The 16,803-nt window shown below is 68.6% G+C and carries 17 protein-coding genes; 15 read left to right on the forward strand and 2 right to left on the reverse strand.

Annotation, left to right across the window (positions count from 1 at the left end; translation table 11 throughout):
- The first annotated feature begins 75 nt into the window (after positions 1–75).
- The 11 genes from AC2IR1_RS07665 to AC2IR1_RS07715 all read left to right on the forward strand — a co-directional run bounded on the left by AC2IR1_RS07665 (position 76) and on the right by AC2IR1_RS07715 (position 9,908).
- On the forward strand, positions 76–1,677 hold the full coding sequence (locus AC2IR1_RS07665) for a GMC family oxidoreductase (RefSeq protein ID WP_486475693.1): 1,602 nt from the start codon (positions 76–78) through the stop codon (positions 1,675–1,677).
- 72 nt (positions 1,678–1,749) lie between these two features.
- Positions 1,750–3,180: an aldehyde dehydrogenase family protein gene (locus tag AC2IR1_RS07670; RefSeq protein ID WP_486475694.1), complete on the forward strand. Its 1,431-nt coding sequence runs from the start codon at positions 1,750–1,752 to the stop codon at positions 3,178–3,180.
- Positions 3,181–3,427: 247 nt separating this feature from the next.
- Entirely contained in the window at positions 3,428–4,852 is a 1,425-nt protein-coding gene (gene atpD, locus AC2IR1_RS07675; protein WP_486475695.1) for a F0F1 ATP synthase subunit beta, read from the forward strand.
- Entirely contained in the window at positions 4,849–5,301 is a 453-nt protein-coding gene (locus AC2IR1_RS07680; RefSeq protein ID WP_486475696.1) for a F0F1 ATP synthase subunit epsilon, read from the forward strand. Before atpD ends, AC2IR1_RS07680 begins: the two co-directional genes overlap by 4 nt.
- Complete coding sequence (locus AC2IR1_RS07685; protein ID WP_486475697.1) at positions 5,298–5,564, forward strand: AtpZ/AtpI family protein; 267 nt, start codon at positions 5,298–5,300, stop codon at positions 5,562–5,564. The genes AC2IR1_RS07680 and AC2IR1_RS07685 overlap by 4 nt, the downstream gene beginning before the upstream one ends.
- A complete protein-coding gene (locus AC2IR1_RS07690) occupies positions 5,561–5,863 on the forward strand; it encodes an N-ATPase subunit AtpR (protein ID WP_486475698.1) in 303 nt (100 codons plus the stop codon). Before AC2IR1_RS07685 ends, AC2IR1_RS07690 begins: the two co-directional genes overlap by 4 nt.
- A complete protein-coding gene (locus AC2IR1_RS07695; protein WP_486476380.1) occupies positions 5,863–6,561 on the forward strand; it encodes a F0F1 ATP synthase subunit A in 699 nt (232 codons plus the stop codon). The genes AC2IR1_RS07690 and AC2IR1_RS07695 overlap by 1 nt, the downstream gene beginning before the upstream one ends.
- Positions 6,561–6,806 carry a F0F1 ATP synthase subunit C gene (locus tag AC2IR1_RS07700; protein ID WP_486475699.1) on the forward strand — a complete coding sequence of 82 codons (246 nt, stop codon included), beginning with the start codon at positions 6,561–6,563 and terminating at the stop codon, positions 6,804–6,806. Before AC2IR1_RS07695 ends, AC2IR1_RS07700 begins: the two co-directional genes overlap by 1 nt.
- 7 nt (positions 6,807–6,813) lie before the next feature.
- Entirely contained in the window at positions 6,814–7,545 is a 732-nt protein-coding gene (locus AC2IR1_RS07705) for a F0F1 ATP synthase subunit delta (RefSeq protein WP_486475700.1), read from the forward strand.
- Positions 7,538–9,058: a F0F1 ATP synthase subunit alpha gene (locus AC2IR1_RS07710; RefSeq protein ID WP_486475701.1), complete on the forward strand. Its 1,521-nt coding sequence runs from the start codon at positions 7,538–7,540 to the stop codon at positions 9,056–9,058. Before AC2IR1_RS07705 ends, AC2IR1_RS07710 begins: the two co-directional genes overlap by 8 nt.
- Position 9,059: 1 nt before the next feature.
- Positions 9,060–9,908, forward strand: a complete 849-nt coding sequence (locus tag AC2IR1_RS07715) for a F0F1 ATP synthase subunit gamma (protein ID WP_486475702.1) — start codon at positions 9,060–9,062, stop codon at positions 9,906–9,908.
- Between the two features lie 15 nt (positions 9,909–9,923).
- On the opposite strand, the gene AC2IR1_RS07720 is transcribed toward AC2IR1_RS07715, so the two are convergent.
- Positions 9,924–11,402: a sensor histidine kinase gene (locus tag AC2IR1_RS07720; protein ID WP_486475703.1), complete on the reverse strand. Its 1,479-nt coding sequence runs from the start codon at positions 11,400–11,402 to the stop codon at positions 9,924–9,926.
- Entirely contained in the window at positions 11,399–12,118 is a 720-nt protein-coding gene (locus AC2IR1_RS07725; protein WP_486475704.1) for a response regulator transcription factor, read from the reverse strand. Before AC2IR1_RS07725 ends, AC2IR1_RS07720 begins: the two co-directional genes overlap by 4 nt.
- Positions 12,119–12,394: 276 nt before the next feature.
- On the opposite strand from AC2IR1_RS07725, the gene AC2IR1_RS07730 reads away from it, so the two are divergent.
- The 4 genes from AC2IR1_RS07730 to AC2IR1_RS07745 all read left to right on the forward strand — a co-directional run bounded on the left by AC2IR1_RS07730 (position 12,395) and on the right by AC2IR1_RS07745 (position 16,604).
- Positions 12,395–13,639, forward strand: a complete 1,245-nt coding sequence (locus tag AC2IR1_RS07730; protein ID WP_486475705.1) for an ABC transporter substrate-binding protein — start codon at positions 12,395–12,397, stop codon at positions 13,637–13,639.
- 89 nt (positions 13,640–13,728) lie between these two features.
- The gene (locus AC2IR1_RS07735) at positions 13,729–14,601 is read left to right on the forward strand and encodes a carbohydrate ABC transporter permease (protein ID WP_486475706.1); all 873 of its coding nucleotides are present in this window, start codon (positions 13,729–13,731) and stop codon (positions 14,599–14,601) included.
- Positions 14,594–15,502 (forward strand): carbohydrate ABC transporter permease, encoded by a 909-nt coding sequence (locus AC2IR1_RS07740; protein WP_486475707.1) that lies wholly within the window; start codon positions 14,594–14,596, stop codon positions 15,500–15,502. Before AC2IR1_RS07735 ends, AC2IR1_RS07740 begins: the two co-directional genes overlap by 8 nt.
- A gap of 4 nt (positions 15,503–15,506) precedes the next feature.
- Positions 15,507–16,604 (forward strand): ABC transporter ATP-binding protein, encoded by a 1,098-nt coding sequence (locus AC2IR1_RS07745; RefSeq protein ID WP_486475708.1) that lies wholly within the window; start codon positions 15,507–15,509, stop codon positions 16,602–16,604.
- Positions 16,605–16,803 lie beyond the last annotated feature (199 nt).

A 16,803-nucleotide genomic window follows, 5' to 3' on the forward strand; every position in this document is an offset into this window, starting at 1 on the left:
ATAAACCGGGGCGCATGACGCCCCGGGCCAAAACGGCGCGGCAAAGCCCCGCGACCAACAGAGAAGGACCCTTTCATGTCTGAGACCTCTTTCGACACGATCATCGTCGGTGCCGGTTCCGCCGGCTGCGTCCTGGCCGGCCGGCTCAGCGCCGATCCCTCCCGCAAGGTACTGCTGCTGGAAGCGGGCGGCGATCAGCCGCTGGATTCCAAGATCCCCTCCAACTGGGTGTCGCTGTTCAACACCGATGCCGACTGGGGCTATTACACCGTCGCCCAGGACGGTTGCCGGGGGCGGCGCATCTTCTGGCCGCGCGGCAAGATGATGGGCGGGTCCGGGTCCATGAACGCGATGATCTACATTCGCGGGCTGCCCTATGACTTCAACATCTGGGAAGAGGAAATGGGCTGCCCCGGCTGGGGCTGGGACAGCGTGCTGCCCGATTTCATCGCCTCTGAAACCAACGCCAACCACCAGGACCCGATGCACGGCCAGGACGGCCCCCTGCATATCCAGAGCCCGGAGTTCCGCCACCGGTTCGAGGAAGCCTGGGTCGAGGCCGGTGCCGCCGCAGGCTACGGCGCCAACCCCGATTTCAACAGCGACAGCCAGGAAGGCTTCGGCTTCTTCCAGTTCTTCATCAAGGACGGCCAGCGCTACGGCACCAATGCCGCCTACGTGCAGCCCTTCCTCGACCGGCCGAACCTGACGGTCACCAAGAACGTACTGATCACCCGGGTGCTGATGGAAGGCAACCGCGCCGTGGGCGTGGAATACCTGCAGAACGGCCAGCCGGTGCAGGTCCGCGCCGACAGCGAGGTCATCATGGCCGCCGGGGCCATCGGCACGCCGCAGATCCTGATGCTGTCCGGCCTGGGCGTTGCGGATGAACTGAAGGAGGCGGGCGTGACCCCGCAATTCGACATCCCCGAGATGGGCAAGAACCTGCAGGACCACATCAACGTCGCCTTCAGCTACTACACCAAGGATCAGGATGGCATCGGCGCCTGGGATGCCGATTTCATCGCCGGGGCGCAGAAGGAATGGGAAGAAAAGGGCACCGGGCCGTTCTCGGTGCCGTGGGTGGCCGCCGGTGCGCATGTGCGCTCCCGCCCTGACGTCGAACCGGACCTGCAGCTCTACGGCGCCGCCTCGCCGCACCGCGACTACACCCGCTTCATGTCGGTGAAGGCCGGGATGACCATGCACTCCACCCTGCAGCGGCCCGAAAGCCGGGGCGAGATCAAGCTCTTCTCCGCCGACCCGATCCGCTATCCCTCCATCGACCCGAAGTATTTCTCCTCCGATGAAAGCGGCAACGACATCAAGACGCTGGTGGAGGCGATCAAGATCCAGCGCCGCGTGGCCGAAACTGCACCTCTGGCGGGTATTCTGGATGGCGAAATGGCGCCCTCTGCCGATTGCCAGACCGATGCGGATATCGAGATGTACGTGCGCAGCCACTGCATGACGCTCTATCACCCGTCCTCCACCTGCCGGATGGGCAAGGACGCGACCGCCGTGGTCGACAGCGACAGCTTTGCCGTCAACGGCGTCGAAGGGCTCTACGTCGCCGATGCCTCGGTCTTCCCGCGCATGATCTCGGGCAACCTGAACGCCACGGTGATCCTTGTGGCCGAACGCGCCGCAAAGGCCATCGCCGCCAAATCCGCCTGATCGCGACACCATCCCCCACTTGCGGGCCGGTCGCCCCCTTCGTCCGGCCCGCGCTTTTCTTCGAGAGAGACCATGCAGCTTTCCCCGAACAGCAAGAAATTCTACATCGACGGTGCCTGGGTCGATCCGGTCACGCCCAGGTCCCTGCCGGTCATCGACCCGGCCCATGAAACGCCCTTCGACGAAATCTCCCTCGGCTCCGCCGCCGACGTGAATGCCGCCGTGGCCGCCGCCAGGAAGGCTTTCGAGACCTTCCAGTTCTCCACCAAGGAAGACCGCATCGCGCTGATGGAGAAGATCCTGGAACGCTACATCGCCCGGTCCGAGGATATCGCCCAGGCGGTCAGCCACGAGATGGGCGCGCCCATCGGCTTTGCCCGCGAATGGCAGACCGGCATCGGCCAGTGGCATATCGAGGCGACGCTGGAGGCGCTGAAGAAGATGGAGTTCACCGAGACGCGCGGCACCACGCTCGTCGCCCGTGAACCCGTGGGCGTCTGCGCCCTGATCACGCCCTGGAACTGGCCGCTGAACCAGATCGCCTGCAAGGTCGCCCCGGCTATCGCGGCAGGTTGCACCATGGTCCTGAAACCGTCCGAGATCGCGCCGATGTCCGGCCTGATCTTTGCCGAGGTGATGGACGAGGCGGGCGTTCCGGCGGGCGTCTTCAACATGGTCAACGGCGACGGCCCCTCGGTGGGGCAGGTCATGGCCGAACACCCCGACGTGGACATGGTCTCCTTCACCGGCTCCACCCGCGCGGGCGTCATCGTGGCGAAATCCGCCGCCGACACGGTGAAGCGCGTGGCGCAGGAACTGGGGGGCAAGTCGCCCAACATCGTCCTGCCCGACGCCGATTTCGCCGCCGCCGTGGCCGAAGGCGCGGCCAGCTGCTTTGGCAATACCGGCCAGTCCTGCAACGCGCCGACCCGCATGCTGGTCCCGGCGGACCGGCAGGACGAGGCGATGGAGATCGCGGCCAAGGTCGCTTCCGCCATCGTGTGTGGCGATCCGCAGGATGCCGCCACCACCATGGGCCCGCTTGTCAGCGAGGTGCAGTTCGCCAAGGTGCAGGCCCTGATCGAGAAGGGCATTGCCGAGGGCGCCACCCTCGCCGCCGGTGGCACAGGCCGTCCCGAGGGCGTGAACCGGGGCTATTTCGTCCGTCCCACGGTCTTCGGCAATGTCAGCAACGACATGACCATCGCGCAGGAAGAGATCTTCGGTCCGGTGCTGTCGATCATCTCCTATGAAGACGAGGACGACGCGGTGCGCATCGCCAATGACACGGTCTATGGCCTTGCCGCCTACGTGCAGGGCAGCCCCGAGGCCGCGCGCCGCGTGGCGCTGCAACTGCGGGCGGGGACGGTGCACCTGAACGGGCCCGCCTGGGACCGCTTCGCGCCTTTCGGCGGCTACAAGCAGTCCGGCAACGGCCGCGAATATGCCGACTGGGGCCTGCATGATTTCCTTGAAATCAAGGGCGTCGTCGGCTGGGGCTGAGCCTGCTCCCAAAGGGGTCGCCCCTGCCGGGGCGATGCCTCCGGCGGGGATATTGGGGAGCCAGAAAATGGTGGGGCCCGGCGCGATGTGCCGGGCCTTCCGCTTTTGCGGGCGGGCAAAAGGCGGGCACCTTTGCAGGGGCGGTGGCAAGGAGCGGCCTGCGGGGCGCGGAGAGGGCCGCGGGCAGGTGACAGTACCGTATGTTCGGGTGTAGGCCTGAGGGGGAACATCTTGGAGATCAAGTGTTTTGACGTCCGAATCCCTCTCCCCGGGCCGTGTCGTCGCCGTGCGTGGCGCCGTGGTCGACATCGCTTTTCCCGATGGTGGCCTGCCGCCCGTCAATGATGCGCTCACCATCCGCTCGCCCGACCTGCCGCCGCTGGTGGTGGAGGTTCAGGCCCACCTCGACGACACGCGGATCCGCGCCATCGCCCTGCAAGCAACGGGCGGATTGCGGCGCGGCGCGGCGGTCGATCACCCGGGCGGTCCGCTGACCACGCCGGTGGGCGATGCGGTGCTGGGGCGGCTCATGGACGTGACCGGCGCCACCGGCGACCGCAAGGCGGAGCTGGGCGCCGATGTGCCCCGCCGCCCGATCCACAACGCGCCCCCGCCCTTCGCGGCCCAGGGCGGCACCTCGGAGATCTTCCACACCGGCATCAAGGTCATCGACCTGCTGGCGCCGCTGGCGCAGGGCGGCAAGGCCGCCATGTTCGGCGGCGCAGGCGTGGGCAAGACCGTGCTGGTGATGGAACTGATCCATGCCATGGTCGCCAGCTACGAGGGGATCTCCGTCTTTGCCGGTGTCGGCGAACGGTCCCGCGAGGGGCACGAGATGCTGCAGGACATGACCGACGCGGGCGTGCTGGACCATACCGTGCTGGTCTATGGCCAGATGAACGAACCCCCCGGCGCGCGCTGGCGGGTGCCGATGACGGCGCTGGCGATTTCCGAACATTTCCGCGACGAACAGCACCGCAACGTGCTGCTCCTGATGGATAACGTCTTCCGCTTCGTGCAGGCCGGGTCCGAGGTCTCGGGCCTTTTGGGCCGCATGGCCTCCCGCGTGGGCTACCAGCCGACGCTGGCCACCGAGGTGGCGGAACTGCAGGAGCGCATCGCCTCGGTGGGGGATGCGGCCATCACCGCCATCGAGGCGGTCTATGTCCCCGCCGACGATTTCACCGATCCGGCCGTGACCACCATCGCCTCCCATGTCGACAGCATGGTGGTGCTGTCCCGCGCCATGGCCGCCGACGGCATGTACCCCGCCGTCGATCCCATCGCCTCCTCCTCGATCCTGCTCGACCCGCTGATCATGGGCGAAGACCACGTCGCCGTCGCCGGAGAGGTCCGCCGCGCCATCGAGCATTACCGCGAACTGCAGGATGTCATCTCCCTTCTGGGGAAGGAGGAACTGGGCCGTGAGGATCGCCATATCGTCGACCGCGCTCGCCGGTTGCAGCGCTTCCTGACCCAGCCCTTTGCCGTGACGGAGGCCTTCACGGGGATGGAGGGCCGCTCCGTCTCGCTCGAAGACACGATCGCGGGCTGCCGCGCGATCCTGGCGGGGGAGGCGGACGACTGGGACGAAAGCAGCCTCTACATGGTCGGCACCTTCGAGGAGGCGCGGGCCAAGGAAGAGGCGGCGCGCAAGGCCCAGGCGGCATGAGCGCGCTGCACCTCACCATCTCCACCCCGATGGACGTGCTGGTGGAGGCAGAGACGCCCTCGATCCGGGCCGAGGATGAAAGCGGTGGCTTCGGCCTGCTGCCCGGCCATGTCGACATGCTGACGGCGCTGCCGGCTTCGGTGCTGCGCTGGCGCGACGGCGCGGTCTGGCACTTCTGCGCGCTGCGCGGCGGGCTTCTGACCGTGCGGGAGGGGCGGGAGGTCTCCGTCGCCTGCCGCGAGGGGATCCTGGGCGATGATCTGGGCGCGCTGGCGCAGCAGGTCGCGGCCTTCCGGGCAAAGGAACAGTCGGCCGACCGCGACGTGCGGGTGGAACAGATGCGCCTGCATTCCCAGGCGGTGCGCCAGCTGATGCAGTACCTGCGCCCCGGGCGCGCCAGCCTTCTGGGCCATCCGCCGCAGATCCAGCCGGGCAGGGGGGGCGAATGAGCGACCGCACCGAAGAGGCCGCCCGTCGCGAGGAGGCCCGCCGCCAGATGTCCCATGCCGATCCCGAGCCGCCGCTGGCCGCGCGGCTGGGGCAGATCGGCGTGCTGGGCTGGATCATCGTCGCGCCGATGCTGCTGGGCACGGTGCTGGGCCGGTTTGCCGACCGGCAGTTCGACACCGGGATCTTCTTCACCGCGCCGCTGATCATGCTGGGCGCCGCGCTCGGCCTATATTCGGCCTGGAAATGGATGCACCGCCAATGATCGAGACGGCAAAGGCCCTGACCGCCGCCCATCCCCTTGCCGCCGCCCTGCTGGGCGCGGTGCTGTGCTTTGGGCTGGGGCTGGTGCATTTCGCCTCGCTCCACCGGGTCACAGCGCTCTGGCTGGGGGCGGACCGTGCGCCGGGCCGGGCGATCACGCTGCAACTGGCGCGCATGGCCGTGCTGGTGGTGGTCTTCACCCTGCTGGCGCTGGCGGGCGCGCCGGCGCTGCTGGGCGGTGCCGTGGGGCTGCTGCTGGGCCGCGCGGTGATCCTGCGCCGCAACCGGAAGGCCGCGTGATGGAGAACCCGCTGAACCTCACCCCGGTCTTCCAGCTTGGCCCCGTACCGCTCACGCAGCCGGTGCTGCTGACCTGGGCGATCATGGCGGCGCTGGCACTGGGCTGCCACCTGGCCACCCGGCGCATGACGCTCAGGCCCGGGCGGGTGCAGACGGTGCTGGAAATGGCCGTGACCACCGTCGACGACCTGATCCGCGAAACCATGCGCCGCGATCCCGCGCCCTTCCGCGCCCTGATCGGGTCGCTGCTGATCTTCGTGCTGATCGCCAACTGGTCCGGCCTGCTGCCGGGGCTGGAGGCGCCGACGGCCCATGTCGAAACCGATGCCGCGCTGGCGCTTGTCGTCTTTGCCGCCACCATCGGCGCGGGCCTGCGCCTGCGCGGGCTGGCTGGCTACCTGAAGACCTTCGCCGAACCCAGCTGGATCATGATCCCTCTCAACCTCGTGGAAGAGATCACGCGCACCTTCTCGCTCTTCGTGCGCCTGTTCGGCAACGTGATGAGCGGGGTCTTCATCAGCGGCATCATCCTGTCGCTGGCGGGGCTTCTGGTCCCCATTCCCTTCATGGCGCTCGACCTGCTGACCGGCGCCATCCAGGCCTATATCTTTGCCGTTCTGGCCACCGTCTTCATCGGCGCCGCCGCCGGTGAAGAGCCCGGCCCCCATCCCCTTCCCGACACAAAGGACACGCCCTGATGGACAACCTGATCCAAGTCGTCTCGATCTTCTCCGCCGCGCTGGCCGTGGGCCTCGGCGCCATCGGCCCGGGCCTGGGGGAGGGGCGCGCGGTCGCCGCCGCCATGGATGCCATCGCCCGCCAGCCGGAGGCCGCGGGCACCATCTCCCGCACGCTCTTCGTCGGCCTCGCCATGATCGAGACCATGGCGATCTACTGCCTGGTGATCGCGCTGCTGGTCCTCTTCGCCAACCCCTTCGTCTGAGCAGGCCATGAGCATCGACTGGTGGACCCTCGGGCTCCAGACCGTCAACTTCCTGGTTCTGGTCTGGATCCTCTCCCGGTTCCTCTTCCGCCCGGTCAGCGCCATTCTGGCCCAGAGGCAGGCGGCGGCCCATGCCGCGCTGGATGAGGCAGAGGCCGCCCGGGCCGAGGCCCAGGCCGCCCGCGCGCGGGAGGAGGAAGCGGAAAAGGCGCTGGCTGCCGACCGTGCCGCACGTATCGCCCGGGCCCAGGCCGATGCGGAGGCGACCCGTGCCCGGCTGCTGGACGAGGCCCGCGCCCAGGCCGACGCCACCCGCGCCACCGCGCTGGCGGGGCTGGAGGCGAAGCGCGCCGAACAGTCCCGCGCGCTGGAGGCCGAGGCGGCGGAGCTTGCGACGGAAATCGCCGCGCGCCTCATGGCGCGGCTGCCCGACAGCGCCCGCATCGCGGGGTTCATCGACGGGCTGGCCCGCGCCGTGGCGGAGCTGCCCTCCGAAACCCGCGCCCGGCTGGCCGAGGCGACCGTGACCCTGCGCAGCCCCCGCGCCCTGACGGACACGGAAGAGGCGGCGCTGCAATCGGCGCTGGCGGGCGTGCTGGGGCATGAGCTGCGCCTCGTGAAGGTGGTGCAGCCCGACCTGCTGGCCGGGCTGGAACTGGAAACCCCTCATGCCGTGGTCGCCAACACCTTCCGGGCCGACCTCGACCGGATCAGAGCGGAGCTTGACGCGCATGGATGAGACGGAAACCGGCTGGCTCTCCCGCAGCCGCGACACCCTTGCGGAAACCACGCTGGACGCCAGTGCAGAGGCCGTCGGCCGCGTCACCGCCATCGCCGATGGCGTGGCGCGCGTCAGCGGCCTGCCCGAGGCCGCCCTTGGCGCCCTGCTGAAGTTCGAGGGCGGGCAATATGGCTTTGCCCACGGCCTTGCCGAGGACAGCATCGACGTCGTGGTGCTGGATGCGGCAGCCGCGGTGCAGGCGGGACAGAAGGTCACCGACACCGGCGAGGTGCTGCGCGTCCCGGTGGGGGAGGCGCTGCTGGGCCGCGTCGTCGATCCGCTGGGCCGTCCGATGGATGGCGGCGCGCCGATTGCCGCCAGCGACCAGATGGCGGTGGAACGCGCCGCCCCCGCCATCATCGAACGCGCCAACGTGACCGAACCGCTGGAAACCGGGGTGCTGGTGGTCGACAGCCTCTTTGCCCTCGGCCGGGGGCAGCGGGAGCTCATCGTGGGCGACCGCGCCACCGGCAAGACGGCGCTGGCAGTGGATGCCATCGTCAACCAGAAGGACAGCGATGTCATCTGCGTCTATGTCGCCATCGGCCAGCGGGCCACGGCGGTCGAAAGGGTCATCGCCGCCGTCCGCGACCACGGCGCACCCGACCGCTGCATCTTCGTCGTCGGCGGCGCCGCCACCGCGCCCGGCCTGCAATGGATCGCGCCCTTCGCGGGCATGACCATGGCGGAATATTTCCGCGACCGGGGGCAGAACGCGCTGATCGTCATCGACGACCTGACCCGCCACGCCGCCACCCACCGCGAACTGGCCCTGCTGACCCGCGAACCGCCGGGGCGCGAAGCCTATCCGGGGGATATCTTCTACCTCCACGCCCGCCTGCTGGAACGCGCCGCGAAACTGTCGGAGGAGGCAGGGGGAGGATCGCTGACCGCGCTGCCCATTGCCGAAACCGATGCGGGCAACCTTTCGGCCTATATCCCCACCAACCTGATCTCGATCACCGACGGGCAGATCGTGCTGGACACCCACCTTTTCGCCGCCGGTCAGCGGCCCGCGGTCGACGTGGGCCTTTCGGTCAGCCGGGTCGGCGGCAAGGCCCAGCACCGGGCGCTGCGCGATGTCTCGGGCCGGGTGCGGCTCGACTATGCCCAGTTCCAGGAGCTGGAGATGTTCACCCGCTTCGGCGGGGTCTCCAACCCGCGCGTCCGGGCGCAGATCGCGCGCGGCGAACGCATCCGCGCCCTGCTGAACCAGCCGCGCTTCTCCGGCATGCGCCTTGCCGATCAGGTGGCCCTGCTGGCCGCCCTGGCCGAGGGCACGCTGGACGATTTCCCCGTCGCAGGCATCGCGAAACTGCGCGCCCGCCTGCCGCGCTGGCTGGACGGGCATGCGGCGGCGCAGGTGGCCGAACTGCAGGCCAGCGGCAAGCTGTCCGACGACACCCGCGCCGCGCTGATCGCCGCCGTGGCGGGGCTGGTCGCGGACCTCGCCCCCCGGCAGGGCGCCTGAGATGAGCGGCCGCCTCTCCGACGTCGAGGGCCGCATCGACACGGTGCACAAGCTCGCCTCGGTGATCTCCGCCATGCGCGGCATCGCCGCCGCCCGCGCGCAGGAGGCCCGCGCCCATGTCGAGGGCATCCGCACCTATGCCCGCACCATCGGAGAGGGCATCAGCCTGGCGCTGAGCCTGCAGGATGCCGCCCCGGCCACCACTTCGGGCGCCGCCGAAGGTGGCCGCGCGGTGATCCTGATCGCCGCCGAACAGGGCTTCGTCGGCACCTACAACGAACGGGTCTTCGACGCCGCCGAACCGCTGCTGAAAGATGCGCGCGCGCTGTTCATCCTGGGCGACCGGGGGCTGCTGGTGGCCGATGAAAAGGGGCTGACGGTGGACTGGTCCGCCGCCATGATCTCCCACCCGGGGCAGGTGCCGGGGCTGGCGACCCGCCTGACCGAGGCGATCTTTGCCCCCATCGCCGGCGGCCAGCTGGGCGAGGTGGTGATCGTGCAGGCCCTGCCCGGCGGGTCGGGAGAGCTGGAGGTCGTGACCCGCTCCCTCGTGCCCTTCGACTACAGCCGCTTCCCGCCGCCCGCGCCGGGCAGCCGGCCCATGCTGACCCTGCCGCCCGCCCGCCTGCTGGCCAATCTGGTGGAGGAATACATCTTCTCCGAACTGGCCGAGGCGCTGATGCTGGCCTTCGAGGCGGAGAACGAGGCCCGCATGCGCGCCATGATCGCCGCCCGCGCCAATGTGATGGAAACCCTCGGTACGCTGGTCTCCGAATGCCGTCGCCTCCGGCAGGAGGAGATCACCGACGAGATCGTCGAACTGGCCGCCGGGGCCAGTGCAGTGCGTTAGGGCCTTTGCGGTGCGTCAGCGCCGGGTGATTTCCAGCCGGGCGATCATCCCGCCCGATCCGCGCGCATAGCTCAGCCGCCCGCCATGCTGCTCCGCCACCGCCTGTACGATGGTCAGGCCCAGGCCGAAGCCTTCGGAGGCCACCGCATTGCCGCCGCGCCGGAACGGGCGCACCAGCGCCTCCATCTCCTCCGCCGCCATGCCCTGGCCCGCGTCCTTGACGAGGATCGCCGCGCGTTCCGCCCCGGCCTCGATCCAGACCTCGGCCCGGCGGCCGTATTTCAGCGCATTGTCGATCAGGTTGCCGATGGCCCGGCCAAGCGCCACGGGCCGTGCCGTCACTAGCACCGGCCCCTCCTCGGGCGCGGGCAGGGCAGGGCGGTCCAGCCGGGCGGCAAAGAGCGTGCCGCGCAGCGCGCTCGGCCCCGGTTCCGGCGGGCGCAGGGTCACGGGGCGGCCCATGTCCTCGTAATCGGCCACCATCGCTTCGACCAGTGAGGTCAGCGACAGCTCCCTCGGGGCCTCCGCCGACATTTCGGACCGGGTATAGGTCAGCACGCTCTCGATCATCCCGGTCATGCGGTCGATGTCATGGTCGAACTTGGCGCGCAGCGCGTCGTCCTCGATCAGCCGGGTGCGCAGCCGCAGGCGCGTGGCGGGGGTGCCAAGATCGTGGCTGACGCCCGACAGGATCTCCGCCCGGCGGGCCAGCAGGGCACGTTCGGCCTCCAGATGGGCGTTCACCGCATCGACCAGCTGCGCCAACTCGGCCGGGCCCTCGGCCGGATAGCGTTCCGGCCCGCCCGCGATGCGCCGCCGGTCCAGCGCCACGGCGAAGCCGCGAAAGCGCGACGTCACCTCCGCCACCCGGGTCCAGAGCACGGCCAGCACCACCAGCGCCAGCAGCAGCCCACCCAGCCGGTAATCCCCGGGCTGGGCGGCACAGCTCCAGATCCCCGGCGCCTCCACCCGCTGCCAGGGGCCATCGCCCGCGCTGGCAAACAGCACCGGGTTCGAACAATAGGTCGCCATCAGCCGCGTCACCCGGCCCAGCTTTTCCGGCCCCGTCCGCGCGCCGCCCGCCAGCTCCGCCACCTCGTAGCGCAGCCCGTCCGACACGATGGCCAGGCGCAGCACGGGGCTGCCGAAATCCTCCGCCGTGCCGTCGCGGATCGAGGCGCGGGTGATCTGGGCGGGCACCGGCACATCGGGCAGGCGGCCGAATTCGCCCTTCTCCGCCTGCGCCTGCTGGTCCAGCGGCACGGGCGTCATCGTCATGCCCTCGGGCGGGGTGGTGCCGCGCATCAGGCTTTCATGCAGCGACACGCCCGCCATCTGTGCCCGGCCGAGGTAAAGATCCCAGGCCGCCCGCGACCCGACCCAGAGCGCGGCAGACCCGGCGCCCGCGGCAAAGGCCACCAGCACCCAGAGCGTGCCCATCTCCCGCAGGCCCATCCTGCGCAGCCAGGGGCGCCGCGGCGCGCCGGGGCTCATCCCTCCCGCACCTCGACGTCGCAGGACAGGACATAGCCGGTGCCGCGCAGCGTCTTCAGCAGGCCGGGCGCCTTGGGGTCGCGCTCGATCTTGCTGCGCAGCCGCCCCATCAGCACGTCGATGGCGCGCCCCGCCGCCTCTCCCTCGTCGCCAAGGGCCACCGCGATCTCCTCCCGGCTCAGCGGGATGCGCGGATTGGCCAGCATGACCTTCAAAAGCTCCGTCTCCCGCCGTGACAGCGCCACCTGGAAGCCGCCCGGCGCCGTCACCTCGTCCCGCATCCCGTCGTAAAGCCAGCCGGCAAAGGCGAAGCGCCCCTTGGCCCGGCGATAGACCAGCGAGGGCGTGCGCCGCGCCCGCTTCAGCACCGCACGCACCCGCGCCAGCAGCAGGTCCGGGTTGAAAGGCTTGGCGATGTAATCGTCCGCGCCCACCTCGTAGCCCGCCATGCGCTGGTGATCGGCGGACAGGGCGGACACCAGGATGATCGGCACCTCGTGTTCCGCCCGCAGATCGGCACAGATCGCCACGCCGCTTTCATCGCCCAGCATCACGTCCAGCAGGATCAGGTCGATGCGGCCCTTCTCCAGCGCCGCGTCGATTTCCGCCCCGCTGGCGGCGGGCAGCACGAAGAACCCCGACCGGCGCAGGAAGTCCGTCAGCATCTCCCGCATCTCTTCGTCGTCGTCGACGACCAGCAGTCGCGATATCGTCATCTCTCTCCCCCGCTCCGGGCGCCAGACTAGACTGGCCGGGGGCGCCCCGCAATCGCCTCCGGCCCGCACCTGCGCAGCGGCTCCGGGGTGCTTTTCGCTGCGCTGCGGCGCGTATCACCCTGAAATCCCTTCGGTAACAGCGTGTAACAAACTGGCGGTCGTTTGCGCTAACAAATACCTTTCCCGCGGCGGGACGGGTTGTCAGGGCAGGGGTGGCGGCCCAAGAATGTGGCTGTCTTCGCACCTGGAGGGGTGCATTTTAGGGGAGGACATCCAATGACGATCAAGACCATGATCGCGGCCTCGGCCGCGCTGACGACGCTTGCCCTGCCGGTTCTGGCAGAACCCAAGGCAGAGGTCCTGCACTGGTGGACCAGCGGTGGCGAGGCCAAGTCCGTGGCGGTTCTGCAAGAGGAATTCGCGGCCCGTGGCGGCACCTGGACGGACATGCCCGTGGCGGGCGGCGGCGGCGATGCGGCCATGACCGCCCTGCGTGCCCGCGTCCTGTCGGGCAATGCCCCGACCGCGGTGCAGCTGAAGGGCCCGGCGATCCAGGAATGGTACGAGGAAGGCGTGCTGGCCGACATCTCCGACGTGGCCGAAGCCCAGCACTGGGCCGACGTGCTGCCCGAACAGCTGGCGGCACACATGAAATGCGACGGCCACTGGTGCGCCGCGCCGGTGAACGTGCACCGGGTCAACTGGATCTGGGGCAACAAGGAAATCCTCGACGCCAACGGCATCGAGATGCCCACCACCTGGGAAGAGTTCAACGCCGCGGCAGAGAAGCTGCAGGCGGCGGGCATCACGCCGCTGGCCCATGGTGGCCAGGCCTGGCAGGATGCCACGATCTTCGAAACCGTCGTGCTGGGCATGGGCGCGGACTTCTACCAGAAGGCGCTGGTGGACCTCGATCCCGAGGCACTGGGCTCGGACACGATGAAGGCCGTCTTCGACGAGATGCGCACCCTGCGCGGCTTCGTGGATGACAACTTCTCGGGCCGCGACTGGAACCTGGCCACCGCCATGGTCATGAACGGCGAAGCCGCCTTCCAGATCATGGGCGACTGGGCCAAGGGCGAATTCCTCGCCGCCGGCAAGGAACCGGGCACCGATTTCGTCTGCGCCGCAACCCCGGGGCACGGCTTCCTCTACAACGTCGACAGCTTCGCCATGTTCGACGTGGGCGGCGATGACGACAAGGTGGCGGGCCAGGAACTGCTGGCGGAACTGATCGTCGGCCCCTCCTTCCAGGAGACGTTCAACCTCAACAAGGGGTCGATCCCGGTCCGCACCGACGTGTCGCTCGACAAGTTCGACAGCTGCGCGATCAAGTCCTCCGAAGACATGCAGGCGGATGCCGAAGACGGCTCGCTGCTGCCTTCCTACGCCCACGGCATGGCGCTGCGCGGCGAACCGGCGGGGGCCATCACCGACGTGGTGACCGCGCACTTCAACTCCGACATGTCGTCGGAGGATGCCGTGCAGATGCTGGTGGATGCCGTCGCCAACGCGATGTGATCGCCTGACCTTCGCCGCCGTCCCGGGCCTCCCGGGGCGGCGCTTCTTCCGTTCGCGCGGCCCCGCCGCGCCCGACCGCTGGAACCTCCATGACCAAATGGCTTGAAACCCATGTGCCGAAGCTGGTCCTGGCCCCGAGCTTCGTCGCCATCCTGCTTTTCGTCTACGGCTTCATCGCCTGGACGGCCTGGGTCTCCCTGACCAAGTCCAAGCTGATGCCGCGCTACGATTTCGAGGGCTTCGGACAATACGTCAAACTCTTCGACACGCCGCGCTGGCACACCGCCCTTTCCAACCTGGCGATCTACGGCATCCTGTTCATCGTCATCTCGATGGTGCTGGGCCTGATCCTGGCGATCCTGCTGGATCAGCACATCCGCGTCGAAGGGGCGATCCGCACGATCTACCTCTACCCGATGGCGCTTTCGATGATCGTCACCGGCACCGCCTGGAAATGGATCCTGAACCCGGGCCTGGGGCTCGAAGCCATGGTGCGCGGCTGGGGGTTCGAGAACTTCAGCTTCGACTGGCTGGTGAACCCCGACATGGCGATCTACACCGTCGTGCTGGCGGGCGTCTGGCAGTCCTCTGGCTTCGTCATGGCGCTGTTCCTCGCGGGCCTGCGCTCGGTGGATGGCGAGATCATCAAGGCCGCCCAGGTCGACGGCATCCCGCATTGGCGGATCTACACCGCGATCATCATCCCCTCGATGGCGCCGGTCTTCCTGTCGGCCTTCATCGTGCTCTCTCACCTCGCGATCAAGAGCTTCGACCTGGTGATCGCGCTCACCGGCGGCGGCCCCGGCTATGCCACCGACCTGCCTGCGACCTACATGTACGCCATGGCGTTTTCCCGCGGGAACCTGGGCCAGGCGGCAAGCTCCGCCATGGTCATGATGGCCGTCGTCTTCGCCATCGTGGTCCCCTACCTCTATTCCGAGCTGAGGGCCAAACATGACTGACATGCCCTATGTTTCGCCCCGCGCGGGCACCCGCACCTCCGGCCAGCTGATCGGGCGCATGGCGCTCCGCTGGGGGCTTTATATCTTCCTCGGCCTCTTCGCGCTGTGGTTCCTCATGCCGCTCTTCGTCATGGTCACCACCTCGTTGAAATCGCTGGATGAAATCCGCACCGGATCGCTGGTGGCGCTGCCGCGCGAAGTGACCTTCGACGCCTGGAAGACCGCCTGGGGATCGGCCTGCGCCGGCATCCAGTGCGAGGGGCTGAAACCCTTCCTGCTGAACTCGCTGATGATCGCCATCCCGGGCGTGGCGCTCTCGACCGTGATCGGCGCGCTGAACGGCTATGTCTTCGCGCAATGGCGTTTCCCCGGCGCGAACCTGATCTTCTCGGGCCTGCTCTTCGGTTGCTTCATCCCCTTCCAGGTGGTGCTGCTGCCCATGGCGCGGATGCTGGGCATCCTGCACCTGGCGGGCACCATCCCGGGGCTGATCCTGGTGCACACCGTCTACGGCATCGGCTTCACCACGCTGTTCTTCCGCAACTACTACGTCACCATTCCGCAGGAACTGGTGCGCGCGGCCAAGATCGACGGGGCGGGCTTCTTCCGCATCTTCTTCGCGATCTTCCTGCCGCTGTCGCTGCCCATCGTCGTCGTCTCGGTCATCTGGCAGTTCACCCAGATCTGGAACGACTTCCTCTTCGGCGTCAGCTTCTCCGGCCCCGGCACCCAGCCGGTGACGGTCGCGCTGAACAACATCGTCAACTCCACCACCGGCGTGAAGGCCTACAACGTGGACATGGCCGCAGCGATCCTCGCGGCGCTGCCCACGCTCCTCGTCTATGTCGTCGCCGGCAAGTATTTCATCCGCGGCCTGACGGCCGGCTCGGTCAAAGGATAAGCCCATGGCCCCGATCCTCGACATCCAGAACCTCCGCAAGTCCTACGGCGCGACGGAGATCCTGAAGGACATCAACGTCGCCATCGAACCGGGCGATTTCCTCGTCCTCGTCGGCCCCTCGGGCTGCGGCAAGTCCACCCTGCTGAACTGCATCGCGGGGCTGGAGCCGATCACCGGCGGCACCCTGTCCATCGCCGGGCAGGACATGACCAGCGTCTCCCCCAAGGACCGCAACATCGCCATGGTGTTCCAGAGCTACGCTCTCTACCCCACCATGTCGGTGGCCAAGAACATCACCTTCGGCATGAAGGTGCGCGGCGTCGATCAGGCGACGCAGAATGCCAAGCTCGCCGAAGTGGCCGAGATGCTGCAGATCGACCACTTGCTGGACCGCAAGCCGGGCCAGCTTTCGGGCGGGCAGCGGCAGCGGGTCGCCATGGGCCGCGCCCTGGTGCGCGATCCCGCGCTCTTCCTCTTCGACGAACCGCTGTCGAACCTCGACGCCAAGCTGCGCGTCGAGATGCGGACCGAGATCAAGAAGCTGCACCAGACGCTCGGCGCCTCCATCGTCTACGTGACCCATGACCAGATCGAGGCGATGACCCTCGCCACCAAGATCGTCGTCATGAAAGGCGGCGTGATCCAGCAGGTCGGCACCCCGGCGGAGATCTACAACCAGCCCGCCAACCTCTTCGTGGCGGATTTCATGGGCAGCCCGGCGATGAACCTGATCCCGGCGCAGGTGAAGAAGGACGGCCCCGGCCACCGGATCGAGATCGCCCGCCCGGCGGCGGAACCCCTGGTGCTGGCCGATCCGCGCCCGCTGGACCTGCCCGCCGATGTCATCCTGGGCCTGAGGCCCGAGGATATCGCCGAGGCGGGCTACCGTTCCGGCGACCAGGTGCAGGAAGCGCCCTGCATGGTGGAAATGGTCGAACCGGCGGGGGCGGACACCTACGTGGTCTCCCACCTTGGCGGCAAGCAGGTGACGGCGCGGCTGCACGCGGAAACCTCCGCCCGGCCCGGCGCCACGCTGAACCTGGCCTTCGACCTGGCCAAGGTCAGCTACTTCGCCCCCGAAAGCGGCGAGCGGCTGAACTGAGGAGGAGGAGGGGGGCTCCGCCCCCCGCCTGCGGCTCCCCCCGGAGTATTTCCGGCGGGTTGAAGCCATGGGGGCGGTGCTTTGCGGGCCCTGCCGCGCTTTCAGGCTGCCGAAGGTCCAGGGCGGGCCCTGTCGTGTCGGTTGCATGAATTTCTCCGCCGACGGCGCGGCTGGCCATTGGTTTTACCGCTAACAATGG

Source organism: Pseudooceanicola sp. NS-SX8 (assembly GCF_057380755.1).